The sequence below is a fragment of the Kribbella yunnanensis genome (assembly GCF_039529655.1).
Classification (GTDB): domain Bacteria; phylum Actinomycetota; class Actinomycetes; order Propionibacteriales; family Kribbellaceae; genus Kribbella; species Kribbella yunnanensis.
In genome coordinates, this window is sequence record NZ_BAAANF010000002.1 from 570,813 (window position 1) to 597,025 (window position 26,213).

A 26,213-nucleotide genomic window follows, 5' to 3' on the forward strand; every position below is an offset into this window, starting at 1 on the left:
TAGCGTCGTCGCATGGGGACGACAGGACTGATCTATGTGGCGATCGTCGCCGCGTGGGCTGCCTACCTCGTCCCGATGATGCTGAAGCGGAACGACGAGGCCAGGCGCCGCTCGGCGGTACCGTCGACGGCCGACGCACGCGTCCTGTCGCGCGACCCGTCCACCACCCGGTACGTCGTCCGTCCACCGGGCTCTGTCGAGGTCCCGGACGTCGAGGCCGCTGACGACCTGTCGCCACCGAAGCGCTACGTCCCCAACCGAGCCCGCCGGGTGGCCGCTATGCGCCGCCGGCGGGTCCTGTCGATCCTGACCCTTTCGCTGTTGTCGGTGACCGCACTGGCCGGACTCGGCATGCTCCTGTGGTGGACCGTCGCCATCCCGGCCGGCCTCATCGTCGGCTTCGTCATCCTCACCCGCGTCCAGCTCCGCCGCCAGGCCCGCGACCGCGCCCGCCTCGCGGCAGATCGCCGTACCCGGATGCAGGCCCACCACGACCGCGGCCCCGCCGGTAAGCCTGCCCCGTCCCCCGACGACGAGCTCACCATCGAGGTCAAGCTCCCCGCCGACCCCGCCCCCGTCGTCGAGAAGCCCGCCGCCTCCACCGAAGGCCTCTGGGACCCCGTCCCCGTCACCCTCCCCATGTACGTGATGAAGGAGAAGGCCCCGGACCGCACCGTCCGCACCATCTCCCTCACCGACGACGAGGTCTTCTCCAGCGCCCGTACGACGGACCCCGCCGACAAGCCCCTGGTCGCCGAAACCCCACCCCCCGCCGCCGAAGAACCCGAGGTCAGGCGAGCCGTCGGCGACTGACCAACCGGTTTTAGAGTCCGGGCCTGAACGTGTTAGAGTTTCGCGGTCGCCAGGGAAACCATGGCGGCCCGATTTGGGGCTGTGGCGCAGTTGGTAGCGCGCTTCGTTCGCAACGAAGAGGCCAGGGGTTCGAATCCCCTCAGCTCCACGAAGTCGATAGGCGACTCGTGTCCCCGGAAAACGGGGACCGGGTCGCCTTCGTCGTTTGTGCGGCTGCGCTTCGCTTGCCGCGGGCGGGGGCTTCGCCACCCGCACCCCCTGCGCCTCGCTGCGCGTCGGCGGATTCGGTGGGGGCACGCTGCTTGGTTGCCGACACACTTGGTGGGGGAGCCTGGTGGTGCTGGCGCGAGTACGGTCGGTTGTCATGGAAGAGGCTGAGAGGGTCATTCGGGCGGTGTGCGGGGAGGTTGATCGTGCGCTGACTCGGCTGCGGGATGATCCGGGTTTTCGGTCGGTGGGGTCCCGGGGCGCGGGGGGCATGCGGGTTGACGATGCCAGGGCGGCGTTGCTGAGGGCGATGGGCGCACTTGATGCCGGTGTGCGACCGGTGCTGGGTGCGTTTGCTCAGTTGGTTCTCCTCGACGACAGAGCGCATCCGCGCATCGCGCCTTACCAGTTGCGGGTCGCGTTCGGTGCATATGTCGAGGCGTCGAGGCTCGCCGCTGACTCTTCCACTCAGACAGACCATGCCTTCGGGGCCTCGCAAACGCCCCAGGCAGTCAAGGTGCGACTGTCCTTGGCCAAGGAGGCACTCGATCGCTGCGTTGCTGACCTCGACCGACCTGACCCTGAACCTGTCGAGGACAGCGGTCCTGGTCAGTGGATCGGAGCGCGTCCTTCGGCCGGCCCACGGTTCTCCGAGGACGGTGCCAAGAAGCAACGCGAGGTGTTGCGCGAAGCGTTGTACGAGCAGGCGTTGCCTTTCGCCGAGGCGGTCGGAGCGGAGATGGCTGGTGCTACGGAACCCGCCGGAGTCCCCGGGCCCTTTGCCGATGTGCGCGAGCCATGGCTTCGCCGGGTGCTGCGCCGCGGCCGTCGATCCGAGTAGCCGATGACCGGGATATTTCAGAGCGCTCTGACCGGTGGACGCGCGTTGCTGGTCGGCTGGATCCTGCCCAGCCTGATCAACGTGCTGATCTTCGGGGTCATTGTGACACCGAAGATCAGCAGTTTCGACGCGCTCGATGCCGAGGCTGCCCGCGGGGCGATATTCGGCCTGGTCGTCACTGCAGTGGTCGGTCTGGTCCTGGCCGCGCTGCAAACCCCGCTCTACCGTGTTCTCGAAGGCTATCTCTGCTGGCCCAAGTGGCTGGCCCACGCGCGCCGCCGGCGCCACCTGGCACGCAAACACCTGCTGCGTAATCGAGTCGACGCAGCAGCCCTGGCACTGCAGGACCGAACTGGCTCGCTGGCAGTCGCCGACCGGTCGGTCCTGGCCGCCTTCCGCGCCCACGGGGTCATCGGCCGCTACCTCGACGTCGACCTCCACAAGGGTGCGGTCTGGCTCGCGCTGCTGGAGGAGCGCCTGCACCGATACCCGGTCGACGATCGACAGGTCGCCCCGACTCAACTCGGCAACGCGATCCGGCGGTTCGAGGAGTACGGGTACAGCCGGTATCGTCTCGACACGCAGGTGCTCTGGCACGAACTCAACGCAGCAGTCGGCGAACCCGCACGCAAGCAGACCGATGACGCCCGGATGAGCGTCGACTTCTTCGTCAGCCTGCTCTTCGGCCACCTGATCGTCATCGTTGCCGCAGCCGTCGGCCTCGCCACCGGCACCGTCGTACGTCCCTGGCTCGTCGTCGCGACGATTGCCGTCCTGCTGCCGCTGACTCTCCTCTGGTACCGCCTCGCCGTCGTGTCCACCGACGAATGGGCCGGCGCGGTCCGAGCCATGGTCAACCTCGGCCGACACCCCCTGGCCGCGGCGCTCGGCCTCACCCTCCCGCAGGGGATCGATGACGAGCGCTCCATGTGGCTTCTCGTCGACGACTTCGTCCGCACCGGGTTCCATCCGAGGCTCACCACCCTGGACGCCTACCGGACGGCCCCTGAGGGACCGGAAGCGGGCGACGCGTCGGCCTCCACCGAGTTGGCACCGCCTGCCTCCTGACCAAGCATTCTCACTACGGTTCCAGGTCGGCGACGCCTTTGCCGGTGGTGATGTCGTAAGGGACTGAGATCTGGTCGTGGGCGATCAGCCAGGTGTCGTTGAGTTTGCGGAAGCAGAAGGTGGCTCGGACCCACATGCCGGGGGTTCGGGCTCCGGTCGGCAGGGTGCCGGTGAGGCGGCCGAAGGCGTGGGCGTAGGCGATGTCCTCGCCGGCGGTGACCACCAGGTCGCGGACCTCGTAGCTCACCTCCTGGAAGACCGCGAACACTCGCTCCCAGTTCTTGAGCTTTGCGGGCAGTCCGACGTGTTGCAGGGGTGGGTCGATGTCGAAGGAGACGACGTCGGGTGAGTAGATCTGGGCCAGGGCGTCCAAGTCCTTGGCGCGGAGGGCCTCGATGATCTTGTCGATCTGTCCGGTGATTGCGGATTCGGTCACGTGTCAGGCTCCGAAGGCGGGGGCGTTGTCGCGGGCCCAGTCGGTGAAGGTCAGGGCGGGGTGGCCCAGGAGTGCCGCGACGGTTTCGGTGGTGGGGCCCGGGTGGGTTGCGTAGTCGGCTAGGGAACCAAGGAGGCGGGCTGGGACCTCTTCGGGGAGGCCTTGGGCGAGCATGGCTTGGCGGACCTGGTTGGCGGGGAGTTCCTGGAACGACAGCGGTCGGCCAATCGCGGAGCCGATGATGCGCACCTTCGCGGACTGGTCGAGCGGCTGGGGGCCGGTCAGCGTCAGCGTTGAACCGGCGTGGGCCTTGTCTGCGAGAGCCTGTACGGCGACCGCGGCGATGTCGGCCTCGTGGATTGGTGAGGTGGTGGCGGTGGCGTAGGCGCCGCGGACCACGTCGCCGGCTTTGATTTGCGGGGCCCAGGCGAGCGCGTTCGCGGCGAAGTCGGCCAGGCGGAGGATCGTCCAGTCCAGGCCGGAGTCCTTGACCAGGTCTTCGGCTGCCTTGAACTCAGCTGCGAAGCGCGGCTCGCCGGCGGGGTGGTTCACGGTAGTTGCCGATAGCAACACTGCGCGGCGGACGCCTTGTTTGGATGCCAGCTGCAACAGCTCACCCAGCCCGGGGCCGGTGGCGCGGGGGCTGATCTGGATGGCTTCCACGCCTTCGAGGGTTGGTTCCAGCCAACTTGGGTTGAAGAGGTCACCTTGGACGGTGTTGGGGAGGGAGTTTTCGCCGCGGGTGACTGCGGTGAGGGGGATGCCCTTGTCGACGAGTTGGCGGGCTACAGCGCGGCCGACGACGCCGTTGGCGCCGGTGAGGAGGATCATCGGGAGCTTCCTTTGCTCAGGGTGGGGTTGTGGCGGCCGCCGGTTCGTTTGGTGAAGGCTGAGGGGATGGGGGATTTGGAGCGGTAGAACTTGAGCGGGCTGGAGCTGACGGCTTCCTTGTAGGCGATGGCGGCTCGGCCTTTGAGGTACCAGCGGCTTGGGGTGTCGTCGGGGTTGGTGAATTGGATGACGGCGTCCTTGCGGCCCAGCGACACCGGCTGGTGGATGTAGCCGAAGCGGAACGGGCGCGGGTCTTTGCCGCGCAGGATCCGGGTGATCGACTCGGCCGTGTGGGCGCCTGCGGGGATGGCGCTCTGGCAGGTGCCGTGGATGGTGCCGTAGGCCTGGCGGATTGCGGCCGCGTCGCCGATCGCGAACACCTCAGGGTGCGAGACCGAGCGCAGGGCCGCGTCGACGGTGACCCGGCCGGCGTCGTCGACCGCGATGCCGGCTTCTGCGGCAAGACGAGCATGTACGACGCCCGTCGTACACAAGGTGATGTCGGTCGGGATGCGTTCGCCGTCGTCGAGTTCGACAGCGTGCGGGTGGATCCGGGTGACCGTCACGCCGGTGCGGATCTCGACGCCGAGACGGTCGAGCGTGTTCATCAGGTAGCTGCGTGCCTTCGAACCCATCATCGACCCCGGCTCACCGCGGCTGAGCAGGATCACTCGCATCTTCGGGTACGCCTCGGCGGCTTCGGCGGCTGCTTCGATGCCGGTCAGGCCGGCGCCGCAGACGGTGAGGACGCCTTCGGCGTTGTCGCGCAGGGCCTGTGCGAACTCCGGGTCGTCGATGGCGAAGGCGTGCTCGGAGCGTGGGGTGGCGCTGCCGATCGCATAGACGAGGTAGTCGTAGCCGAGGTTGTTGCCGTCAGCAAGGACCACGCTGCGGTTGGCAGCATCGATCTGGGCCGCCCGGCCCTGGACGAAGGTGACACCCGCGGGCGCGACGAGATCGGGGATGCGGTGGACGGCGAGCTGCTGACCGACCGCGGCCTGGTGCTGGCGGAGGCGCTCGTTGAAGACGTCGGTCGGGTTGACGAGGGTGACGTCGGCGTTCCTGGTACGGCGCGCGATGCCGTGGGCGGCCATCATGCCGGTGTAGCCGGCGCCGAGGATGACGATGCGGTGCTTCGGGTCCATGGGTTCCTACCGGAGTTCAGGGGATCGGTGCTGATCCACTGTCGGGCTCAGGAAGAACCGGCGGCAACGGCGATGTGCTCAACGGCTGTTCAGCACGGTTGAAGACCCGTGTGAACGCCTCGCCGTCATTCAGCGGCGTTCAAGGATTGTTTCGCAGGTCCGCACTACTGCGCCGGGGGCCAGTCGAGGATCACCGGACCGTGATCCTCGGCGAGCCGGGCGAACGCCCGGACGAGTTCGGTTTCGCGGTCGGCCCGCCAGATCAGCGCCGACGCGACGGGCGGACCGTTCTCGATCGGCGTGTAGGCGATCCCGGGATGCTGGTTGTACTGCGCGAACTGCGCCAGGATCGGGCCGATACCCTTGCCGGCCATGACCAGCGCGACACCGGCCTGCAGGCTCTCGACCAGGAGCGTGCGCTCGATCGGTCGTCCCGACGGCGTCTGACTCGGCACGAAGTAGTCGATCCAGTACGACTCCGGGTCACCTGCGGCGACGACGATGGGGTTGTCGGCGAGATCCTCCATCGTCGCGTAACCCCGACGTACGATCGGGTGTCCGTCGGGCGCGGCCATCAGCAGGGTCTCGCGCAGGACCACCGGTCCGACGATCATGCCGTCCTCGCGGACAGGCAGCGGTACGGCGAGGATGTCGACCCGGTCGTCCCGCAGCGGCCGCAGGTGGTCGCCGACCTCTGCCTCCAGCACGAGATGCACGGTGGATCCAGGCTGACGCGATTCGAAGGTGCGCGCGAGTTCGACCAGGTGCCGACCATTCGCCGTACCGAGGAAGCCGAGCCGCAGTTCGCCGTCGAGGCCCTTGGCTGCCTGGATGGTTCGCTGGACGACCTGCTCCACGGCCTCGTGCGCGGGCGCGAGGTCGCGCTGGAACTGCCGACCGAGGTCGGTGAGGGTTACACCGCGCGTGTTGCGCTCGAACAGGGCGGCACCGATCCGGCGCTCGATCTTCTGGATGAGTTGGGTGACGCGCGCCGGCGAGATCCGCAGGCGCTTGGCGGTCCGGCCGAAGTGCAACTCGTCGCACAGCACAAGGAACGTCTCGATCTCCTGACGCTCCACAGCACCTCACATCGGTTGTTCAACCACGGCGAACAATCGTTCAGCCAACTTGAACACCGAGTATGAGCGATCACCGGATCACCCGTCGAGCCCCCGCCGGTCGTCGATCAGATCGCCTTCCACCAGGCACCTCGGGCCGACCGGAACCTGGCGCGCCGCAGCGGTGTAGGTGAGTTGTCCAACTGCCTCAGCCCACGTCGGGAGTCCGCATGCATCTCTCCAGGAGCACACTGCTGATCGCCGGCGCTTTGGTGATCGCCGGTTGCAGTTCGGTGCCGGACCGCGTTATCAGTGTCGCCGAGCAGCCGGCCGCCACCAGTACTGCGGAGGTGCGCGCTGGGTCGGTCAGCATCCAGGTTCAGTCCGCCGAGACTCGTACGTCGGTGTCTGTGGCGGGCGGTGCCAGTCAGCCACTGGAGGTTGACGGGCGCTGGGTGCTGCCGCGGGTCGTGGCGGACGGTCCGCCGGACGGCGCGACACCGGATGGCAGCCGGGCCGTACTGGCCGAAGCCGCCGGCTCTCGGGGAGGCGTGAGTCGATTCATGCTCCTTGACCTGAAGGCGATGGCGTCGAAGCTGGTGGAGTTGCCCGGTGACTTCACCTACGACGCCTGGTCGCCCGACGGGGCCGTCATCTACTTCATCGAGCACCGACCGCCGGCCGATTCCGGCAAGTACGTCGTACGTGCGTATGACCGGGTGTCTGCTGCTCTGCGTCCTGACGCGGTGGCTGACAAGCGGACCTCGGGCGAGGAGATGGCCGGGCTGCCGATCGCGCGCGCGTCAACCCGCGACGGACGGAGTGTGGCGACGCTCTATGTCCCCCATCCCAGCGGCTCGCACGGCGACGGCCACGAGGGGCTCGGGCGCCCCCACGGGCCGTTCGTACACCTGTTGTTCGCGGCCGATGCGACGGCCTTGTGCGTCGATCTTCCGGCGGAGGTCGCTCGTGGCTGGACCGTTGCCGTGAAGGGGAAAGTCCTCCACATCTCCCGGCCGGAGGTCGCGCGCGCCTACGCGATCGACCTCCTCTCTGGCGAGCTCACCACAACCACACGCTGATCGCAGTACGGGTGGTGTACGGGCAGCGGGATGAAGGTGCGCGCTTCTAGCCTGACGTCGTCCTGACGAGCTAGGAGTGATTGTGACTTTTTCTTTGCGACGGGTGTTTGTGGCGGCGCCTTTGTTCGGCTTGCTGATGGCGACTGGGGTGGTGGCGCCGGGGGCCGGCGCGGCTGAGGCCGAGGCGGTGACGTGTGTGCGGTCCTCGAACGAGCCGGACAGCGTTCTGGGTGGGATTGGATACGGCTACCGGAATTGGCCGGGTGGGGATGCGAAGGTGCGCGTCACGTACTCGATCGCGGGCACCGTGAAGATGATCCGCGTGCGGAAGGCACAGAACGGATCCAGCACCTCCACCACGCTTCTCGGTACGCGGGGGCGCAAGGTCACGAAAACGGTCAGCTTGAACTACCAGCCCCGCGGCGACGGAACGCTGTGGTTCGAGCCGCGCGGCGACAGCTCGACAACGGGGCGCGTCATCTATTCCTTCTGCTTGTACAAGGGATGACCGAGCCCAGGTAGCGGCGGACTGTTCGTCTCCTACGCGGCGCTCCAGAAGGCGTCTTCTACGGCCTGGTCCTCGCCGATGAGCCAGATCTCGGCGATCTTGTCGGCGTCGACGCGGAAGACGTCGACGCCGTGCTGGTCGAGGTCGGGGAGTCCTTCGCGCTTCGCGGTGAAGCGGACCGTGGTGGAGACGAGGTTGCCGCTTTCGGTGGCGGACTCGGTTTCCAGGGTGAAGGTGCCGTTGCTGAGGGCGAAGAAGCGGCCGAGGTGGGCGACGATGGCGTCGGGGCCCACGTGGTCGCCGGACAGCGGGTTCGCGCCCGGCTGGTGCCAGACGGCATCCGCGTGCAGGGTGGCGGCGAGAGCTTGCAGATCACCGGCCGCGACGGCGGCGCCGTACTTGCCTACGACATCTATGGCTGACATGTCCATCCTCCATGGTTAGCTGGGATCCCAGCGTGCCGGAGGAGAGGGTGGTTACTTCAACGTGACCGGATCGAACCGCGAGTGGACGGTGTTCTCCGCCCAATGCCCGTCGCGAGCATCGCTGGCGCGGATCGCGAACAAGTGGACCGCGATGATCGTGATCCTGCTCCACGAGCAACCGCTGCGCTTCGGCGAACTACACCGTCAGGTGGAGGGCATCACCAAGAAGGTCCTCGTCGACACGCTGCGAGCACTCGAGCGAGACGGCATGGTCGAACACATCCACCAGGACCACGCCTACTACCAGCTCACCCCCCTCGGCCGAACCCTCCACGAACCACTCCAGGCACTCCAAGTCTGGGCCGAGTCCTACGTAGACGACGTACAAGCAGCCCAAGACCGGTACGACGACGCCGCCGACGACCAAATCCTCGACTAGCCCCGCGCGCGGCGCACGAGGATGTTCACAGTCTCGTCGGGAGAACGTCGGTTGGTGTTGCGGCAGGTAATCTTGACTCATTCCAGAAAAGGGGGAAGACTGCAGGGGTGCCGACCGTGGAAGAGCTCCAGCAGTTGCTGCGGGGGAGTGAGCTGCGTGTGACGCGGCCGCGGGTTGCGGTGTTGCAGGCGGTGTATGCGCACCCGCATGCCGATACGGACTCGTTGATCGGGGCCGTGCGCAACGATCTGCCGGAGGTTTCGCACCAGGCGGTGTACGACTCGTTGCACACGTTGACGGCGGCGGGGCTGGTACGGCGGATCCAGCCGCTCGGGTCGGTTGCGCGGTACGAGTCGCGGGTGGGCGACAACCACCACCATGTCGTGTGCCGGAACTGCGGCGCCATTGCCGATGTCGACTGTGCGGTGGGGCATGCGCCCTGCCTGCATGCGTCGGACGACCACGGGTTCGTGATCGACGAGGCCGAGGTCATCTACTGGGGGCTCTGCTCCGACTGTGCTTGACCTTCTGTGAAAACTTACGTCCAGTCCTGGAAGGATTCAGATGTCCGACAACCATGAGCCGCACGAGCCCCTGCCCGGTGAAGGCAGTGAGGAGAGCCGCGGCGAAGAGAACGCCCAGGCGACCGGCGGCTGCCCGGTGGCCCACGGTCAGGGTGTGCAACCGACCTCGGGCGACGCGAACCGGGCCTGGTGGCCGAACCAGCTGAACCTGAAGATCCTGGCCAAGAACCCGGCCGTGTCGAACCCGCTCGGCGAGGAGTTCGACTACGCCGCCGAGTTCCAGACGCTGGACCTGGCCGCGGTCAAGGCCGACATCGCCGACGTACTGACGACCTCGCAGGACTGGTGGCCGGCCGACTTCGGGAACTACGGCCCGCTGATGATCCGGATGGCGTGGCACAGCGCCGGGACGTACCGGGTCAGCGACGGCCGCGGTGGCGCGGGTGCGGGGCAGCAGCGGTTCGCGCCGCTGAACAGCTGGCCGGACAACGCCAACCTGGACAAGGCGCGGCGGCTGCTCTGGCCGGTGAAGAAGAAGTACGGCCAGAAGATCTCCTGGGCCGACCTGATGATCCTGACCGGCAACGTGGCGCTCGAGACGATGGGCTTCAAGACCTTCGGGTACGCCGGTGGCCGGGCCGACGTCTGGGAGCCGGAGACCGATGTCTACTGGGGCCCGGAGACGGGCTGGCTGGACGATGAGCGGTACAGCGGCGACCGCGAGCTGCAGAAGCCACTGGGCGCCGTACAGATGGGTCTCATCTACGTGAACCCGGAAGGCCCGAACGGCAACCCGGACCCGATCGCGTCGGCGCGCGACATCCGCGAGACCTTCGGCCGGATGGCGATGAACGACGAGGAGACCGTGGCGCTGATCGCCGGCGGTCACACCTTCGGCAAGACGCACGGCGCCGGTAACGCCGAGGAGCACGTCGGGGTCGAGCCCGAGGGCGCCGACCTCGAGCACCAGGGCCTCGGCTGGAAGAGCACGTTCAACTCCGGCAAGGGCAAGGACGCGATCACCAGCGGCCTCGAGGTCACCTGGACCACCACGCCGGCCAAGTGGGGCAACGACTTCTTCGAGATCCTGTTCGGCTACGAGTGGGAGCTCACCAAGTCCCCCTCCGGCGCGAACCAGTGGGTCGCCAAGGACGCCGAGGCGATCATCCCGGACGCGTACGACGGTCCGAAGAAGAAGCCGACGATGCTCACCACCGACCTGGCGCTGCGCTTCGACCCGATCTACGAGCCGATCTCGCGCCGGTTCAAGGACAACCCGGAGCAGTTCGCGGACGCGTTCGCCCGCGCCTGGTTCAAGCTGACGCACCGCGACATGGGCCCGATCGTGCGCTACCTCGGCTCCGAGGTTCCCGCCGAGACGCTGATCTGGCAGGACCCGCTCCCGGCCGTCGACCACGAGCTGATCGGCGCCGACGACATCGACGCGCTGAAGGCGCAGATCGCGGCCTCCGGCCTGTCGGTCTCGCAGCTGGTGTCGACCGCGTGGGCCTCGGCCTCGAGCTTCCGGGGCAGCGACAAGCGCGGTGGCGCGAACGGCGCCCGCATCCGCCTGCAGCCGCAGGCCGGCTGGGAGGTCAACAACCCCGACCAGCTCGCCCAGGTACTGCGCACGCTCGAGGGCATCCAGCAGTCGTTCCCCAAGCCGGTCTCGCTGGCCGACCTGATCGTCCTCGCCGGCGGCGTCGGCGTCGAGGTCGCGGCCAAGAACGCCGGCGTCGACCTCGTCGTACCGTTCACCCCGGGCCGCGCGGACGCGACCCTCGAGCAGACCGACGTCGAGTCCTTCGAGGCCCTCGAACCGGCCGCCGACGGCTTCCGCAACTACTACGGCAAGGGCAACCGCCTCCCCGCGGAGTACCTCCTCCTCGACAAGGCGAACCTGCTCACCCTGAGCGCCCCCGAGCTCACCGTCCTGGTCGGCGGCCTCCGAGTCCTCGGCACCAACTACGACGGCTCGACGTACGGCGTCCTCACGGACAACCCCGGCACGCTCACCAACGACTTCTTCGCGAACCTGCTCGACCTGGGCACCGAGTGGAAGTCGACCGACAGCAGCCAGGAGTTCTTCGAGGCGAAGGACTCCGCCGGCAACGTCAAGTGGACCGGCACCCGCGCCGACCTGGTCTTCGGCTCGAACTCCGAACTCCGCGCCGTCGCCGAGGTCTACGCCTCCGACGACGCCAAGTCCAAGTTCGTCACCGACTTCGTCGCCGCCTGGCACAAGGTCATGGAACTAGACCGCTTCGACCTGCACCGCTGATCCACTCTTGAAGGCCGGCCCACCACCAGGGGGGCCGGCCTTCAGGCTTGTCAGGCGGCGATCGCCGGAGTGGTGTCGGCCAGGGCAACGAGTGCTTCGTCGAGCAACCGCCGGATCGCCGCGTTCACACCGGTGCACTCGCTGTCGATCAGCTCCGCGTTCTTGTGGATTCCGCCGGCCAGTCTCTTGATCTTCGCGATCCGCTCCAGCTGAGCGAGGGCTGCACCGATCTTCTCCTCGGCGGTCGCGATGTCGCTGACCCCCGCCCGCACGGTCGCGGTGAGGGCAACGGTTCGGATCAACAGGACGACGGTCCGGAGCAGCTCGGCATCGTCGTTGTCGGGGTCGAACGCCAAGACGATCCGCCGCGGACCTAGGACGCGGACCAGTTGGCCGCCGTTCTGCTCCGGGGTTCGGACGACGCCGATCGAAGCGACCGCTGCCCGGTTGCGCTCGGCTTCGTCGAAGTACTCGCCCCATCCGGTGCGCGCCGAATCGGTCATCTCCAGTACGACGCAGGTCGACCCGGCGACCGTGAGTACGCCGTCGCCCTTCTTGCTGCGCGGAATTCGACCGGCTCGGGTGCCAGTGGCGACGTACTCATCGCCGAGTGCGGTGGCGATCTCACTCAGCAGATGGTGCATGGCCACCTCGAAGGCGTCACCCTTGATCGGAGTGACCTTGATCAGCTCGGTCCTGGCCTGCTGCACTCTGAGCGCCGTGGTCAGCTCGTCGACCTTCGCAGCGAGCTCGCCATGACGCGTCTCGAGCTGCTGCGTGAGCTTGGCCATCGGAGAGGTCGGGTCGCTGGGATCGAACTGCTGTGCCGCCCGCTCCAACAGCTCCCGCGTACTCGCCCGGACCTGAGACTCCAGGCCAACCGCGAACTTGTCCAGCAACGGTTGCAAGCGCTCGAGCAGCTCAGGGCTGTCGCCGCCGACCAGGCGTTTGATCTCGCCCGTCAGGTTGCTCGTAGCATCCTTGACCGCCGACTCGGTCAGTGCGGCCGCCTTGGTGCTTGCCGCGGCGGTCTGATCACCGACCTCTTTGAGCATCTGCTCGAGAACGCGGGCCTCGGCCGTCTGGGCGGTTGCGGCGAGGGTGCGGGAGCCGAGCAGCAGTGCCTCGGTCACGAACGGCGTCAGGTCAGCCGCAGCCAATTGCCCCGGATCGTCGACGGCCTGGGCTCGACGGCCGGTTGTCCAGTGATGAGCTTCCCGTACGACGGTGCTGTCGGTGATCGCGAGCGTGGTGAGGACGATCGCGGTCGCCGTGCTGTCGAAGCGGGCAGTGGATGCGTTCATGGGCGTTGCTCCCCGAGTCGTGCAGTTGATGGGGAGAGCATCCTCGACGGCTCCGACATTTTCCGGCTGCTTGTGAGGGGTGAGGGTGCGTGTCAGGCTGGCCGGGTTGCGTCAGGCGGAGAAGGGAACGGGGATGCGGTTTCATCATGATCGGGAGCCTTCGGGGGACCTGACGTTCAGTGATGTGTTTTTGGTGCCTGGGCGGTCTCGGGTGGGGTCGCGGCTGGATGTGGATCTTTCGACGGGGGACGGGAGTGGGGGGTCGATTCCGGTTGTCGCGGCGAATATGACTGCGGTGTCGGGGCGGCGGATGGCGGAGACGTTGGCTCGGTGTGGTGGGTTGGCGGTGATTCCGCAGGATATTCCGGTGGATGTGGTGGGGGAGGTTGTTGCCTGGGTCAAGGAACGGGATCCGGTGCATGACACGGCCTTGGTGTTGCCGCCGTCGGGGACGGTGGGGGAGGCGCTGAATCTGCTGCCGAAGCGGGGGCATGGGGCGGTGGTGGTGGTTGATCGGGGGCGGCCGGTGGGGGTTGTCACCGAGGCGGACTGTGCTGGGGTGGATCGGTTCACGCAGTTGGATGCGGTGATGTCGCGGGAGTTGCTGACGGTGCCGGCGGGCATCGATCCGGAGGCCGCCTTCAACCAGTTGCATGACGGGCGGCATCGGTTGGCGCCGGTGGTGGACGAGGCTGGGACGATCGTCGGGATTCTCACGAGGCAGCGGGCACTCAGAGCGACGCTGTACGAGCCGGCGCTGGATGCTCAAGGGCGTCTGCGGGTCGCGGCGGCGATAGGAATCAACGGGGATGTCGAGCAGCGCGCAAAAGCCTTACTGGACACGGGAATCGACGTACTGGTCATCGACACCGCGCACGGTCACCAGGCGCGGATGCTCGAGGTACTGCGGACTGTGAAGAGCCTCGGCCCCGAGGTCCCGATCGTTGCGGGCAATGTGGTGACCGCGGAGGGTGTCAGCGATCTGGTCGAGGCCGGCGCCGACATCATCAAGGTCGGTGTCGGACCGGGCGCGATGTGTACGACGCGGATGCAGACGGCCGTTGGTCGACCGCAGTTCTCGGCTGTGCTGGAGTGTGCGACGCGAGCGCGTGAGCTGGGCAAGCACGTGTGGGCGGACGGCGGCGTACGGCATCCGCGGGATGTCGCGCTGGCGTTGGCCGCGGGGGCTTCGAGCGTGATGATCGGCTCGTGGTTCGCCGGGACGTACGAGTCGCCCGGCGATGCGCATCGCGACAGCGACGGGCGGATGTACAAGGAGAGCTTCGGTATGGCGTCCGCCCGCGCGGTGCGGTTGCGGACCGCCGAGGACACCCCGTTCCAGCGGGCCCGGAAGGCGATCTTCGAGGAGGGCATCTCGTCGGCACGGATGTACCTCGATCCTGAGAGCCCGAGTGTCGAGGACCTGCTCGACTCGATCGTTTCCGGAGTGCGCAGTTCCTGCACGTACGTCGGCGCTGCGAACCTCGCCGAATTCCACGAGAAGGCGGTTGTCGGCCTGCAGACCGCGGCCGGTTACGCCGAAGGCAAGCCGATGGACACCAGCTGGTGAGTCACTCCCGGGGTGAGGTTGAGAACACAACAACCTCATACGGAGAGCGATTGGCACGCCCTGTCGGCGGTGGCACGCTGTAGTCAGCAGGGGGGAGAGAACGCCAAACACACTGCAGGTGGTGTTCGATCTCGCTGGGGGAGTGAGATCGAGCAGTGCGGGATGTACGGCGTTCTGGACGTGGTCGCGGGTGGTGGACTGGGATTCGGCCGAGGCTTGGGAGGGCGACTCGGGGATTCCTCCCCACCCGCGACTGCCGTTCAGGGTGGAAATCAGTTTGCACCCGGTGAGAGAGTCGACATGTGCCGACCACCATCGTCTGTGACGAGTCCGGGTACGAGGGCGAGAAGCTGGTCGGCGGCGTCACGGATGTCTTCGCCCACGCAAGCATCCGCCTGGACGAAGAAACCGCAGCAGCCTGCGTCGCCGAACTCCGCGACCGCATCAAATCACCGGCCACCATGTACAAGGCCAACCACCTCCTCCGCGCCAAACACCGCGCCACCCTGCTCTGGTTCCTAGGCCCCAACGGCCCGCTCCCCGGCAACGCCAGCGTCTTCGTGATCGACAAGACCCACTTCCTGATCACCGCCCTGGTCGACCACCTCGGCGCGCGCCCGGCGACGATCCCCTTCCTGTACGACGCCTACCGCCGTACCGAGGAAGCCCGCGCATTCCTCGACGCGGCCAACGACTACCTCCGAGCCCACGAGACCGCCGTACTCCCGCGACTCGATCCGTTACTCCCCGCGATCATCCGAGCCGCGGAGTACTGGAGCGACGGCACTCCGGTCCACATCGCGCACGACCGCCAGACCACCCTCTCCCCAGCCCGAATCACCGCCCTCCGCCAAGCAAGCCCGGCCATCGCCGCCATCGACCAGCTCGACTCCTTCGTCGACCACCGAGTTCAAATCGCCGACTTCCTGGCCGGCATCACCTACCGGATTGCGTCTGGGTACCTGAACGGGGCAGGCGACCCGGAGGTGACCGCGGCCCTCGCGCCGTACGTCGATCCGCAGTCGCTGTGGATTACTCCTTGGCTTTCGGCTGTGGCTTCGGCATAGTCAGCGTTGTTGATCGATAGAGCAGGGGTTGCGTGGTGCCGGAGGACGGGCCGGCCCCGCTCAGGGTTGACGCCGAGACCGCGATCATCCTGCGCGAGGCCTATCACAAGATCGAGGCGCTGTTCCGCGCCGATCACTACGGGCTGTACGACTACGTGCGGGTCGTGGTGGCGAAGGTTGCGCGGGTGGACACGTTCTATGTGGGGTTCCTGCACGGGGCGACGCGGGTGCGGTATCCGTACGGGTACGACGACGGGCAGTACGTCGATCCGGATACGCATCGGTTCGGGCCGCAGGGGCAGACGGCTTGGTTGCTGAAGCATCGGCAGACTTATCGGTTCGCGTACGACAACGGGGCTGCGTTGCATGCCGGCGTACCGATCGGGGAAGTGGGGCGGCGCTCGGCGGATGCGGTGACGGTTCCGATGTACCGGTCGGTGAAGGATGGGGCGGATCAGCTGTTCGGCATGTTGTCGATGCAGAGCTACGAGGCGCATTCGTACGACGCCAACGCCGTACGAGCGTTTGAGTGGATCGCCGGTGTGGTTGAGCGGGTGCTGACGCGGGAGGGGGAGGATCGGGAGGCGTTGCGGCGGTTGCCGGCGGGGGATGTCGGGCCGGGGATGCTCACGTCGGATCATGTGGCGGAGTACCTGACGCATCGGATCGCGTCGATTCGGGAGATCGCGGCGGAGGCGATGACGGCGGACGACGTCCCGACGGAGGTGCATGGGCATCTGACCCGGATCGTGGAGACGACCGAGCACATTCAGTCCGAGCTGATCGAGATGCTGATGGAGGCTGACGAGGGGCCGGAACGGCGGTTTGCGGGGCTGACGAAGGCTCAGCAGGGGATTGCGGTGCTGTTGGTGGACGGGTTGGACAACGATCAGTTGGCGGCCGAGTTGGGGATCAGCCTCAACACCGTGAAGACCCATCTCAGCGCGATTTTGCGCAAATACGGGATGGCGCACCGGGCGCAGGTGGCGGACGACGTGCGGAAGTACCTCGCACCGTAGACATACTTGAGCGGTTGAAGTAACTTCCGGGTGGCCCGTTTATTAGGAAATATCCAGTCCGCCCTGGAGGCTCCCGTGGATCCGTTGTCCCGCCGTACGTTCCTGGCCGCGAGTGGTGGGTTGCTGGCGAGCGTCACGCTGCCCGCGGCCGGCGCCGAGGCCGCGCCCCAGCCGGCCGCCGCTCCGCCGAAGACTGATCTGGCGCGGTATCGGCCGGTGCGGGCGTCGTCGAGCGCGTACGCCGCGACACCGCCCGAGTTCGCGGTCGACGGGCTGGCGGTGCCGGGCGTGCGGGGATCGGGCTGGCGGGCGGCAGGCAACGACCCGCAGTGGCTGGTGGTGGACCTGCAGGCGAAGTGCCGGGTCGAGTCCGTGCGGCTGACGTTCGAGGCGACCTCGAAGGACCCGGCCTTCGACTTCTCCGGTGGCAATCCGTACGGGAACACGACCGGTCAGGAGCTGCTCTCGAGTTCGCCGCTCGACTTCCGGGTCGACATCTCGACCGACGGGTCTTCGTGGCGGACTATCCACCAGGCGAGCGATAGTGCTGGTGGCACTGTCGACGTCACGCTGGACAGCCCGGTCACGGCGCAGTACGTGCGACTGACCGCCAGCCGCCAGGCGAACACGAACGCGCTTGGTCTCAACGGCTTCCAGGTCTACGGCAGTACGACGGCCTCGCGTCCCGCCGCGACCGGGTGGACCGACTGGGGTAAGCACGCCGATCGCCCGCCGGCGCTGACCAAGGCCGCCGACGGGACCTTCCCGATCGAATCCGGCTGGACGCTGACGATGGATGACTTCGCGGGTACGGCGGATGGCGCCGTACTAGCGCAGTCGGGTCTGGACACGTCGACGTGGTTGCCGGCGGTCGTCCCTGGAACTGTGCTCGGATCGCTCGTGGAGGAAGGGCATTTCCCCGACCCGGTGGAGGGGATGAACAACCTCGAGATCCCGGAGGCGCTCAGCCGGCACGTCTGGTGGTATTACCGGAAGTTCGATCGCCCGACGGCCTCGGGGACGCGGGCCTGGCTCGAGTTCGACGGGATCAATCATCAGGCGGATGTCTGGCTGAACGGCGTCTCGATAGGGACGGTGAAGCATCCGTTCGCGCGGGTCGCTCTGGATGTGACGGCCGCGCTGAAGGCGAAGAACGCGCTCGCGGTGAAGATCACACCGATGCCGCACCCGGGATCTGCGGGGGACAAGGGTGATGCGGGGCAGGCATTCGTCCAGGCTGCGACGCTTTACCTCGACTCGCCGACCCTGCTCGCCGCGTCTGGCTGGGACTGGATGCCGGCGGTTCGCGACCGTGCGGCCGGGATCTGGAACCATGTCCGCCTGCGGTTCACGGGCGACGCCGTACTGGGTGATGCCCGCGTGGTGACGAAGGTGCCGCGCGCTGATCACGCCACTGTCGCGATCAGCGTGCCGGTCCGGAACGCATCAACGGCACCGCGCACTGTCACAGTCAAGGCGGCGTTCGACGGCTGGGCGGGTAGCAAGACCGTGACGCTGCAAGGTGGAGCGAGTGCGAAGGTTGCCTTCGACATCGTTGCCATCGACAACCCGAAGCTCTGGTGGCCCAACGGGTACGGCGATCCTGCGCTGCACACGCTCACCGTCACGGCGACTGTCGGTGGTGCCGTCAGTGACAGTCGCAAGACCACCTTCGGCATCCGCGAGTTCGGCTACGACTACGAGATCCCGATCAAGATCGACCCGGCGACGAACAGTGCGTTGCAGACCGTCAACATCGCTCGGCAGACCGCGCGGTACCTGCGGATCCAGGGCCGCCGCCGGGCGACCGGGTGGGGGTATTCGCTGTGGACACTGGCGATCAAGGACAGTGCCGATCCCTCGGTCGACCTGGCCCGGTCCGGTACGGCGAGCGCTTCGGATGATGACGGCAGTCCGGCGCAGAACGCGATCGACGGTGATGACCGCAGTCGCTGGTCGTCGGCGTACAGCGATGATCAGTGGATCCAGGTGGACCTGGGAACTGCGAAGAGTTTTGACCGGATCGAGTTGCTGTGGGAGACGGCGTACGCGTCGCTGTTCGAGATCCAGGTATCGGATGACGGCAGTGCGTGGCGCAAGGTGCAGGAGGTCAACAACGCGCCGGTGCCGTTGAAGATCAGCGTGAACGGCGTGCGGATCTTCTGCCGGGGTGGCAACTGGGGCTGGGACGAACTGCTGCGCCGGATGCCTGAGGAGAAGATGCGTGCGGTGATCGGCATGCACCGCGACATGAACTTCACCATGATCCGCAACTGGATCGGGTCAAGTACGCGGGAGGAGTTCTACCAGGCGTGCGACGAGAACGGCATCCTGGTCTGGAACGACTTCTGGGAGGCCGGTCCGTTCACCGACAACCTGCCCGGGTACGTCGACATCGCGCGCGACACGATCGTTCGGTACCGGACGCACCCGTGCATCGTGGTGTGGTGCGCGGCCAACGAGCAGCACCCGCCGCCCGCGATCCACGAGGGGATCCAGGCCGCGATCCGCGAGGAGGACGACGAGATCCTCTACCTGCCGGATTCGGCGGCCGGGTTCGTGTCGGGACACGGGCCGTACTACTGGGTGGACCCGGCCAAGTACTTCGACGCGAACACCTACGACACCTTCAACTTCGGCTTCCACACCGAGATCGGGATGCCGACGATCCCGGTCGTCGAGTCGATGCGCAACCTGGTCGGCGCTGACGATCCTGGCTGGCCGATCGGTACGCCGTGGTACCACCACGACTGGTCGACCCATGGCAACCAGCACCCGGAGACCTATCTCGGCGCGATCGACGAGCGGCTCGGAGCGTCGAGCGGGCTGGAGGAGTTCACCCGCAAGGCGCAGTTCGTGAACTACGAGAACATGCGGGCGATGTTCGAGGCCTGGAACGCGAATCTGTGGAACGACGCGTCGGCGCTACTGCTGTGGATGTCGCATCCTGCGTGGCATTCGACGGTGTGGCAGACGTACGACTATGACCTCGATGTGAACGGTTCGTACTACGGCGCCCGCAAGGGCTGCGAGGCGATCCACGTCCAGGCCAACCAACCCGACTGGACCACAGTCGTCCTCAACCACACCACGTCCCCGCTGACCGCTTCGGTAACAGCCGACCTCTACGACCTGAACGGCGTCCGGCTAGGTTCGCAGAACCAGGCGATCACCGTTGCCGCCAGCAACAAGACTGAAGGTTTCAAAGTTGCCTTCGGCGCCGACCTCCCGGCCCTGCACCTGCTCCGCCTCAAACTGACCGACGCCGCCGGCAAGGTCCTCTCCGAAAACACCTACTGGCGCTACCGCAAACCCACCGACCTCCAGCGCCTCAACTCACTGGCGCCCGCCAAACTCGACGTACGGTCGACTGCTGTGCGCGGCAAGCTGACCGCCACCATCCGCAACACCGGCAAAACAGTCGCAGCCCTAACCCGCTTGTCGTTGCGCGACCGCACCGGCAACCGAGTCCTCCCAGCCACCTACACCGACAACTACTTCTGGCTCCTCCCAGGCGAAACCCGCACCATCACAGTCACCACCCCAGCCACCGTCACCGGCCTAACCCTCATCGCGTCCCCCTACAACAACTAGCCCGCCGCCTCCAGGCGAACCCCCCAACTCGATGGATATCCCTCCGGTTGGGGGGTTGCCCCCTGAGATTTTCGGTGTGCAACACCCCAACTCGAGGGGCATCCCCTCAGCTGGGGGGTTGCCCCTCGAGAGTGGGGGTTGCCCCTTGAGAGTGGGGGTTGCCCGGCGGGACGGGGCGCGGGGGTGGGATGGAGGGGGTGGGGTGGTTAGTAGGAGCGGGCGACGAAGGCGGTCAGGCCGCGTTCGTCGTCTTCGACCGGCAGCGAACCGTCCTCGCGTTGGAGGCAGCGGACGGTGAGGGCGGCGGTGGCTAGGCGGTCCTCGCCTGATTCGCCGATGGCGTCGTACGGGAGAGTGGCCCAGCCGGTGGCGGCGGCTTCGATGGCTTCGTCGACGGTGGAGACCGCCGTGGTGCGGGCGGTTTGGCGGGCGAGGGCTTCGTCGTGAAGCCAGGTTTGGTCGGCTGCCAACGCGTCCACCACGGTTGTCACCACGTCGGACAGTCCGACGGCCGACTTCGCCGACGCGCGCAGACGTCGTACGACGGTTGCCACGCCCGCCGCCTGGTCGCGCGGACCGATCTCGACGCGGAGCGGGACGCCCTTGAGCTCCCAGTTGACGGCTCGGCGACCGAAGGGCTGATCCGTCCGATTGTCGAGGTGCACCCGGACACCGGCAGCGCGCAGTTCGTCGGCGATCTGGCCGGCTGCAACCAGAGTCTCGTCTTTGACGGCCAGTACGACGACCTGGGTGGGCGCGGCCAGGGGCGGGATGCGGAGGCCGGCGTCGTCACCATGCACCATGATCAGCCCGCCGAGCATCCGGGTCGAACTTCCCCAGGACGTGGTCCACGCCAGCTCGCGTTGGCCTTCGCTGGACAGGTAGCCGATGTCGAAGGCGCGGGCGAAGTTCTGCCCGAGCTCGTGTGACGTGCCCATCTGCAACGCCTTGCCGTCACCCATCATTGCCTCGAGCGCGATCGTGTTCACCGCACCCGCGAACCGCTCGCGCCGCGTCTTGCACCCGACCACGACCGGAATCCCGAGGACGTTCACCACGACATCGCGGTAGACCTCCACCGCGATCCGGGTCGCATACGCACGGGCTTCCGCTGCGGATGCGTGAGCCGTATGCCCTTCCTGCCAAAGGAATTCGGTCGTCCGCAGGAAGGTCCGCGGCCGCAGCTCCCACCGAACCACGTTGGCCCATTGGTTCAGCAGCAGGGGGAGATCGCGGTAGCTCTGGATCCACTTCGCCATCGACTCGCCGATGATGGTCTCCGAGGTCGGCCGGATCACGGCGGGTTCCTCGAGCTGCTTGCCGCCGGCGTGCGTGACGACCGCGAGCTCGGGACTGAAACCCTCGACGTGCTCGGCCTCCCGCTGCAGGTAGCTCTCGGGAATCAGCAGCGGGAAGTACGCATTCTCCGCGCCCGCCTCCTTGATCCGCCGGTCCATTGCCGCCTGCAACAGCTCCCAGATCCCGTAGGCATACGGTCGGATGACCATGGTCCCCCGCACCGGCCCGTTGTCGGCGAGCTCGGCTTTGGCAATCACATCCTGGTACCACCGGGGAAAGTCCGTCGCCTGCGCGGCAAGCACGGATCGGGTCGCTGTCATGCCCGCCAGTGTAGGAACGGCATCCCGCAGGCGGCCACGCATTTGTCACCCGAACGACAGGACGTATACGTGTGCGACGGCGCTCGCGCGGTGACTCCAGGCGGGGCGCCGGGGTCTACGTAGACGGATACATCCTGTCCTTCGGAGGCTAGCCGTAGAGCTGCTGGTACTGCGCGGCTGCGCCGGAATGCAACGGGATCGGGGTGGTGACGACTAGGGACTGGAGATTGAGGTACTGCGCTCCGACCGCGGATGGCGGAACCAGCAACCGGGCCTGCCGGACCAAGGTGTTGGTGACCTCGCGGGCGACCGCGTTGGGCAGATCGGGCCGGCAGAGCAGGAGGTTGGGGATGCCGAGGACGGCCACCGCGCTAGGCGCTTTGTAGACACCGGCCGGGACGAGCACATCCTGGTAGACGGATCCGAAGGTACGGCGGAGTGGGGCGAGCCAGTCGCCGAGTGGCAGTAGGCGGATCGGCGTACGGCGGCTGAGCTTGTCGAGGGTGGTGGTCGGAACGCCGCCGGACCAGAACATCGCAGCAATCTGGTTGTCGGCGAGCGCGGTAGCGGCCTTCTCCAGCGGGAGGTGGTTCTGGGTGCAGTCGACACGGGCCGCGGCGAGCAACCGGGCCGCGGTGACAGCTGCCCCGGATCCGGCCGCGCCGGCGGAGATCGTCGTACCGGCGAGGTCGGTCAACACCTTGTGCGGGCTGTCCGCGCGGACCACGCATTGCAGGTAGTTCTCGTAGACGCGGCCGAGCGCGCGGATGGACGGTCCGGAGGTGATGGCGTCCGCGAGGCTCAGAGCCAGATCGGTTTCCCGGGCGGCGAGCAGCCGCAGGTTGTCCGTGCTCCCGCCGGTTTCCCGAACCACGACGTCCCGGGCAACCCCCGCCACCCGCAACTGGATCGCCAGCAACTGCGCGAACTCCAGATAGAACCCACCAGCCTCCCCAGCCGCGATCGTCACCCGCTCAACCGCGGGCCCACGAGTACATGCAGTAAGTGCAAGGCCGGTAGCACCTAACAGCACTGTTCGACGCTTCACGGGGCCTCCGGCAACTTGATGGTGGCGGTGAGGCCGTGCGGGTCCGTTGGCGACAGCTCCAGGGTGGCGCCGATGGCTATGGCGGTTTGGGCGGCTATAGCTAGGCCCAGGCCGGTGCCCGCGGTCGTCGAGGTGCCTCGCCAGAAGCGTTGGGTCGCCAGCGAGAGGTCCGGGACCGGGATGCCGGGGCCGTTGTCGGAGATCTGTACGACGAGGCCGTCGGCAGCTCGCGTTGAGGTGACGATGACGGTGGTGCCGGGGCCGGCGTACTTGATGGCGTTGTCGAGGAGGACTCCGACCAGCTGGCCGAGGTCGTGGTCGTTGACGGCGGCAACCAGTCCGGGAACGGCGTGCAGTTCCAGGGTGATGTCGGCCGCCGTCGGTTGCCAGGTGTCGATTTCTTCTTCGAGGACGGCCTCGACCAGGCAGGTGGCGGTGGTGGGCTCGGCGCGGCCGTCGGTGATGCGGCTCTCGATCGCGGCCAGTTTCAGCAACCCGGCCAGCACGTTCTCCAGCCGCTCCAGATCGTGCTGCACATGCGCCAGCCCATCAATTCCCGGGTCGAGCGAATCGACCCGCAAGCGCAACGATGCCAACGGATTCCGGAGCTGATGGGAGGAGTCGGCAACCATCTGCCGCTGTACGTCGATCGACCGCTGAACCGTCGCCCCCATCACCTCGACCGATCGCGCCAACCGCCGTAACTCCGGCGGTCCACTGGCTTGCAGCGGCTGGTTCCACCCGCCCGACCGCCCCAGTTCGACGACCGCATCTTCCAGCCGACCGACCGGACGGATCACCCACTGAGCAGCCTTCGATGCCATGAACAGCAACAACAATTGAGCAGCCACCGCGGCCGCGCAGATGACAGCCCACGACCGCGTGACGTCGTCAAGAGCCGGGCGAGCAGCCACCGCCAGCACAACCGCACCGGCCGGCTCCTGCGGCGAACCGACCGGCGCCGCAATCAACGGATGCGACGAGCTCCACGGTCGCAGCGTGTTGATCGTGAGCTGGGGCAGATCGCGAGCAGCCAGCTCCGCCACCGCGCCCACCCCGGGCGACGCGAGAGCCATCCCGCCTGTCGACACCACCACGCGCCCGGAAGCATCGGTGATCAGGACAGATTCGGCGTACAGCTCCTGATGGCGCTCAGCCTCGAGCCGCACCCCGCTGTAGTCACCATCGGCCGCAGCCCGCCCGGCCAACCCGGCGAACCGGTCGAGCGCAGCACTCCGAGCGAGCTGCAGAGCCTGCGTGCGGGTGTCGGAAACCGAGTCCAGGAAGGGGATGACGAGAGCCGCCAGCAGGATGAACGAGACGACCGCGAGCACGCCCATCAACCGGGCCCTCATGGTTCGAGCCGATACCCGAAGCGCCTGATCGTGGTGATCACCGGTCGACCGAGCTTGCCGCGGATCTCGTGCAGGTGGACATCCAGAGCCTTCGACTTCGTGACGAACGCGTCGCCCCAGACCTCGTCCTGGATCACCTCCCGGCTGACCGCTGTCCCCGCCCGCCGAGCCAGGACGGCCAGGATGTCGAATTCGGTCGGCGTCAAATGGATCGCCACCTCATCCAGCGTCACCGACCGCACCCCGAAGTCGATCCGCAGCCCACCTGCCTCGTACGTCGTCCCGTCCGGAGCCGACCGCTTGTATCGCCGGGCCGAGGCCTCGATCCGTGCCAGCAGTTCGGCCAGCCGGACCGGCTTCGTCAGGTAGTCGTCCGCGCCGAGCCGGAGCGCCAGTACGACGGACCGCTCGTCGTCGCGGGCGGTCAGCACGATCACCACCACGTCGTCGACCCGTCGGAGTTTGCGCAGTACCTCGAGGCCGTCGATATCCGGCAGGCCCAGGTCGAGCAGGATGACCTGGGCCTCCGCGTGCCGGAGCAGAACGTCTTCGCCGCGGCCGACCAGCGTGACGTCGTGACCGTTGGCGCTCAGCACATCCCGGAGCGAACGACCCAGTGTTTCGTCGTCCTCGGCGATGAGTGTGCGCATTGGGTCATTGTGCCGTTGGCGTCCGCGGTCGTTCCACCGGGCGCGCGCTCGAGTGCTGAGCCTTCATGCGACCGCGCGTTTCCGACATGGTCAGGTAGACGATCAGGCTGATCAGTGCGCAACCGCTGACGTAGTAGTAGAACGACGACTCGTGGCCGGCGTCCTTGAGCCACAGCGCGACGTACTCCGCCGTACCGCCGAAGATCGCGACCGTGACGCCGTACGGCATGCCGACGCCGAGCGCGCGGATCGCGGTCGGGAACAGCTCGGCCTTCACGATCGCGTTGATCGACGTGTACCCGCTGACGACGACGAGTCCGGCGAGCATCAGCAGGAACGCCGTCACCGGTGTCGCATCCTCGAGGGCGGTGAGGATGGGCACGGTGAGCAGCGTGGCGCCGAGGCCGAAGAAGATCAGCAGCGGCCGGCGCCCGATCTTGTCCGAGAGCATTCCGCCGAGCGGCTGGAGCGCGACGAAGATCAGCAGGGCAAGGAAGTTGATCCAGGTGACCTGCGACTTCTCCAGGCCGGTCGTGTTCACCATGAACTTCTGCAGGTACGTCGTGAACGTGTAGAACGCGACGGTCCCACCGAGCGTGAGTCCGACGACGGTCAGCACCGCGCGCGGGTGCTTGGCCAGCTCCCGGAGCGAACCCTGCTTGAAACGACGATTGACAGGCTGCGCCTCGAACTCCGCCGACTCGTCCATCGACCGCCGCAGCCAGAACACGATCACCGCAGCCACCGCACCGATCACGAACGGGATCCGCCAGCCCCAGGTCGCCAGATCCTCCTTCGACAGCGTCTGCTGCAGCCCGATCTGGACCGCGAGCGCCACCAACTGACCCGACGCCAGCGTCACGTACTGGAAGCTGGAGAAGAATCCGCGCCGGCTGTCGGTCGCGACCTCGGACATGTACGTCGCCGATGTCCCGTACTCACCACCGACGGACAGACCCTGCAGCAACCGTGCTGTCACCAGCAGCACCGGTGCGGCAAGACCGATGGTCGCGAACCCCGGCGTACAGGCGATCACCAGCGAGCCGGTTGCCATCAGCGTGACCGACAACGTCAAAGCAGCCCGCCTGCCGTGCCGATCGGCGTACCGACCGAGCAGGAAACTGCCCACCGGCCGCATCAGGAACCCGACCGCGAACACCCCCGCGGTGTTCAGCAGCTGGCTGGTCGGGTCGCCCTTGGGAAAGAAGACCGGGGCGAAGTACAACGCGAACGCCGTGTAGACGTACCAGTCGTACCACTCGACCAGATTGCCCATGGAGCCTTTGAAGATATTGCTGACGACTCGTCGTGAATCCACGATGCCTCCTC

The 26,213-nt window shown here is 67.1% G+C and carries 23 protein-coding genes and 1 tRNA gene; 13 read left to right on the forward strand and 11 right to left on the reverse strand.

What is annotated here, in order from left to right; genetic code table 11:
• The first annotated feature begins 12 nt into the window (after positions 1-12).
• The 4 genes from sepX to ABD231_RS04235 all read left to right on the forward strand — a co-directional run bounded on the left by sepX (position 13) and on the right by ABD231_RS04235 (position 2,929).
• Complete coding sequence (gene sepX, locus ABD231_RS04220) at positions 13-813, forward strand: divisome protein SepX/GlpR (protein WP_344145322.1); 801 nt, start codon at positions 13-15, stop codon at positions 811-813.
• 75 nt (positions 814-888) lie between these two features.
• Positions 889-961 (forward strand) — tRNA-Ala (locus tag ABD231_RS04225).
• Between the two features lie 330 nt (positions 962-1,291).
• Entirely contained in the window at positions 1,292-1,861 is a 570-nt protein-coding gene (locus tag ABD231_RS04230; protein ID WP_344145324.1) for a hypothetical protein, read from the forward strand.
• Between the two features lie 3 nt (positions 1,862-1,864).
• Positions 1,865-2,929 (forward strand): hypothetical protein, encoded by a 1,065-nt coding sequence (locus ABD231_RS04235; protein ID WP_344145326.1) that lies wholly within the window; start codon positions 1,865-1,867, stop codon positions 2,927-2,929.
• A 13-nt stretch (positions 2,930-2,942) separates the two neighbouring features.
• Here ABD231_RS04235 and ABD231_RS04240 read toward each other — a convergent pair whose 3' ends face one another.
• The 4 genes from ABD231_RS04240 to ABD231_RS04255 all read right to left on the reverse strand — a co-directional run bounded on the left by ABD231_RS04240 (position 2,943) and on the right by ABD231_RS04255 (position 6,420).
• On the reverse strand, positions 2,943-3,365 hold the full coding sequence (locus ABD231_RS04240; RefSeq protein ID WP_344145328.1) for a YybH family protein: 423 nt from the start codon (positions 3,363-3,365) through the stop codon (positions 2,943-2,945).
• Between the two features lie 3 nt (positions 3,366-3,368).
• Positions 3,369-4,196, reverse strand: coding sequence for an NAD(P)H-binding protein (locus ABD231_RS04245; protein WP_344145330.1), 828 nt, complete (start codon positions 4,194-4,196; stop codon positions 3,369-3,371).
• On the reverse strand, positions 4,193-5,341 hold the full coding sequence (locus ABD231_RS04250; protein ID WP_344145332.1) for an NAD(P)/FAD-dependent oxidoreductase: 1,149 nt from the start codon (positions 5,339-5,341) through the stop codon (positions 4,193-4,195). The genes ABD231_RS04245 and ABD231_RS04250 overlap by 4 nt, the downstream gene beginning before the upstream one ends.
• Positions 5,342-5,505: 164 nt before the next feature.
• Entirely contained in the window at positions 5,506-6,420 is a 915-nt protein-coding gene (locus ABD231_RS04255; RefSeq protein WP_344145334.1) for a LysR family transcriptional regulator, read from the reverse strand.
• Positions 6,421-6,629: 209 nt separating this feature from the next.
• On the opposite strand from ABD231_RS04255, the gene ABD231_RS04260 reads away from it, so the two are divergent.
• The gene (locus ABD231_RS04260) at positions 6,630-7,481 is read left to right on the forward strand and encodes a hypothetical protein (protein ID WP_344145336.1); all 852 of its coding nucleotides are present in this window, start codon (positions 6,630-6,632) and stop codon (positions 7,479-7,481) included.
• Between the two features lie 82 nt (positions 7,482-7,563).
• Positions 7,564-7,989 carry a hypothetical protein gene (locus tag ABD231_RS04265; protein ID WP_344145338.1) on the forward strand — a complete coding sequence of 142 codons (426 nt, stop codon included), beginning with the start codon at positions 7,564-7,566 and terminating at the stop codon, positions 7,987-7,989.
• Between the two features lie 32 nt (positions 7,990-8,021).
• Here the strand turns inward: ABD231_RS04265 and ABD231_RS04270 are convergent, their stop codons facing one another.
• Entirely contained in the window at positions 8,022-8,414 is a 393-nt protein-coding gene (locus tag ABD231_RS04270) for a nuclear transport factor 2 family protein (protein ID WP_344145340.1), read from the reverse strand.
• A gap of 61 nt (positions 8,415-8,475) precedes the next feature.
• Between ABD231_RS04270 and ABD231_RS04275 the strand changes: the two genes are divergently transcribed.
• The 3 genes from ABD231_RS04275 (at position 8,476) to katG (ending at position 11,658) form a co-directional block, all read left to right on the forward strand.
• A complete protein-coding gene (locus ABD231_RS04275; protein WP_344145342.1) occupies positions 8,476-8,853 on the forward strand; it encodes a winged helix-turn-helix transcriptional regulator in 378 nt (125 codons plus the stop codon).
• A gap of 116 nt (positions 8,854-8,969) precedes the next feature.
• Positions 8,970-9,377 carry a Fur family transcriptional regulator gene (locus ABD231_RS04280; RefSeq protein ID WP_380154829.1) on the forward strand — a complete coding sequence of 136 codons (408 nt, stop codon included), beginning with the start codon at positions 8,970-8,972 and terminating at the stop codon, positions 9,375-9,377.
• 40 nt (positions 9,378-9,417) lie between these two features.
• Entirely contained in the window at positions 9,418-11,658 is a 2,241-nt protein-coding gene (gene katG, locus ABD231_RS04285) for a catalase/peroxidase HPI (RefSeq protein WP_344145346.1), read from the forward strand.
• A 50-nt stretch (positions 11,659-11,708) separates the two neighbouring features.
• Here katG and ABD231_RS04290 read toward each other — a convergent pair whose 3' ends face one another.
• Positions 11,709-12,962: a Fis family transcriptional regulator gene (locus ABD231_RS04290; protein ID WP_344145348.1), complete on the reverse strand. Its 1,254-nt coding sequence runs from the start codon at positions 12,960-12,962 to the stop codon at positions 11,709-11,711.
• A 133-nt stretch (positions 12,963-13,095) separates the two neighbouring features.
• Between ABD231_RS04290 and ABD231_RS04295 the strand changes: the two genes are divergently transcribed.
• From ABD231_RS04295 to ABD231_RS04310, 4 genes are all read left to right on the forward strand, one after another.
• Positions 13,096-14,532 (forward strand): GuaB1 family IMP dehydrogenase-related protein, encoded by a 1,437-nt coding sequence (locus ABD231_RS04295; protein WP_344145350.1) that lies wholly within the window; start codon positions 13,096-13,098, stop codon positions 14,530-14,532.
• Between the two features lie 302 nt (positions 14,533-14,834).
• Positions 14,835-15,599, forward strand: a complete 765-nt coding sequence (locus tag ABD231_RS04300) for a hypothetical protein (RefSeq protein WP_344145352.1) — start codon at positions 14,835-14,837, stop codon at positions 15,597-15,599.
• A gap of 35 nt (positions 15,600-15,634) precedes the next feature.
• Complete coding sequence (locus ABD231_RS04305; protein WP_344145354.1) at positions 15,635-16,618, forward strand: response regulator transcription factor; 984 nt, start codon at positions 15,635-15,637, stop codon at positions 16,616-16,618.
• Positions 16,619-16,693: 75 nt separating this feature from the next.
• Positions 16,694-20,212: a discoidin domain-containing protein gene (locus ABD231_RS04310; protein WP_344145356.1), complete on the forward strand. Its 3,519-nt coding sequence runs from the start codon at positions 16,694-16,696 to the stop codon at positions 20,210-20,212.
• 206 nt (positions 20,213-20,418) lie between these two features.
• On the opposite strand, the gene proS is transcribed toward ABD231_RS04310, so the two are convergent.
• The 5 genes from proS to ABD231_RS04335 form a co-directional block, all read right to left on the reverse strand.
• A complete protein-coding gene (gene proS, locus ABD231_RS04315; protein WP_344145358.1) occupies positions 20,419-21,831 on the reverse strand; it encodes a proline--tRNA ligase in 1,413 nt (470 codons plus the stop codon).
• A gap of 148 nt (positions 21,832-21,979) precedes the next feature.
• A complete protein-coding gene (locus ABD231_RS04320; protein ID WP_344145360.1) occupies positions 21,980-22,879 on the reverse strand; it encodes a TAXI family TRAP transporter solute-binding subunit in 900 nt (299 codons plus the stop codon).
• Positions 22,876-24,234, reverse strand: a complete 1,359-nt coding sequence (locus ABD231_RS04325; RefSeq protein ID WP_344145362.1) for a sensor histidine kinase — start codon at positions 24,232-24,234, stop codon at positions 22,876-22,878. Before ABD231_RS04325 ends, ABD231_RS04320 begins: the two co-directional genes overlap by 4 nt.
• A complete protein-coding gene (locus tag ABD231_RS04330) occupies positions 24,231-24,884 on the reverse strand; it encodes a response regulator transcription factor (protein ID WP_344145364.1) in 654 nt (217 codons plus the stop codon). The genes ABD231_RS04325 and ABD231_RS04330 overlap by 4 nt, the downstream gene beginning before the upstream one ends.
• A gap of 4 nt (positions 24,885-24,888) precedes the next feature.
• Positions 24,889-26,202 (reverse strand): MFS transporter, encoded by a 1,314-nt coding sequence (locus tag ABD231_RS04335; RefSeq protein WP_344145366.1) that lies wholly within the window; start codon positions 26,200-26,202, stop codon positions 24,889-24,891.
• Positions 26,203-26,213: the final 11 nt, after the last annotated feature.

Coding starts and splice junctions, on each gene's coding strand:
- proS (WP_344145358.1), bottom strand. CDS start 21,831: ATGACAGCGACCCGATCCGTGCTTGCCGCGCAGGCGACGGACTTTCCC.
- ABD231_RS04330 (WP_344145364.1), bottom strand. CDS start 24,884: ATGCGCACACTCATCGCCGAGGACGACGAAACACTGGGTCGTTCGCTC.
- katG (WP_344145346.1), top strand. CDS start 9,418: ATGTCCGACAACCATGAGCCGCACGAGCCCCTGCCCGGTGAAGGCAGT.
- ABD231_RS04325 (WP_344145362.1), bottom strand. CDS start 24,234: ATGAGGGCCCGGTTGATGGGCGTGCTCGCGGTCGTCTCGTTCATCCTG.
- ABD231_RS04290 (WP_344145348.1), bottom strand. CDS start 12,962: ATGAACGCATCCACTGCCCGCTTCGACAGCACGGCGACCGCGATCGTC.
- ABD231_RS04270 (WP_344145340.1), bottom strand. CDS start 8,414: ATGTCAGCCATAGATGTCGTAGGCAAGTACGGCGCCGCCGTCGCGGCC.
- ABD231_RS04230 (WP_344145324.1), top strand. CDS start 1,292: ATGCGGGTTGACGATGCCAGGGCGGCGTTGCTGAGGGCGATGGGCGCA.
- ABD231_RS04260 (WP_344145336.1), top strand. CDS start 6,630: ATGCATCTCTCCAGGAGCACACTGCTGATCGCCGGCGCTTTGGTGATC.
- ABD231_RS04295 (WP_344145350.1), top strand. CDS start 13,096: ATGCGGTTTCATCATGATCGGGAGCCTTCGGGGGACCTGACGTTCAGT.
- ABD231_RS04245 (WP_344145330.1), bottom strand. CDS start 4,196: ATGATCCTCCTCACCGGCGCCAACGGCGTCGTCGGCCGCGCTGTAGCC.
- sepX (WP_344145322.1), top strand. CDS start 13: ATGGGGACGACAGGACTGATCTATGTGGCGATCGTCGCCGCGTGGGCT.
- ABD231_RS04235 (WP_344145326.1), top strand. CDS start 1,865: ATGACCGGGATATTTCAGAGCGCTCTGACCGGTGGACGCGCGTTGCTG.
- ABD231_RS04250 (WP_344145332.1), bottom strand. CDS start 5,341: ATGGACCCGAAGCACCGCATCGTCATCCTCGGCGCCGGCTACACCGGC.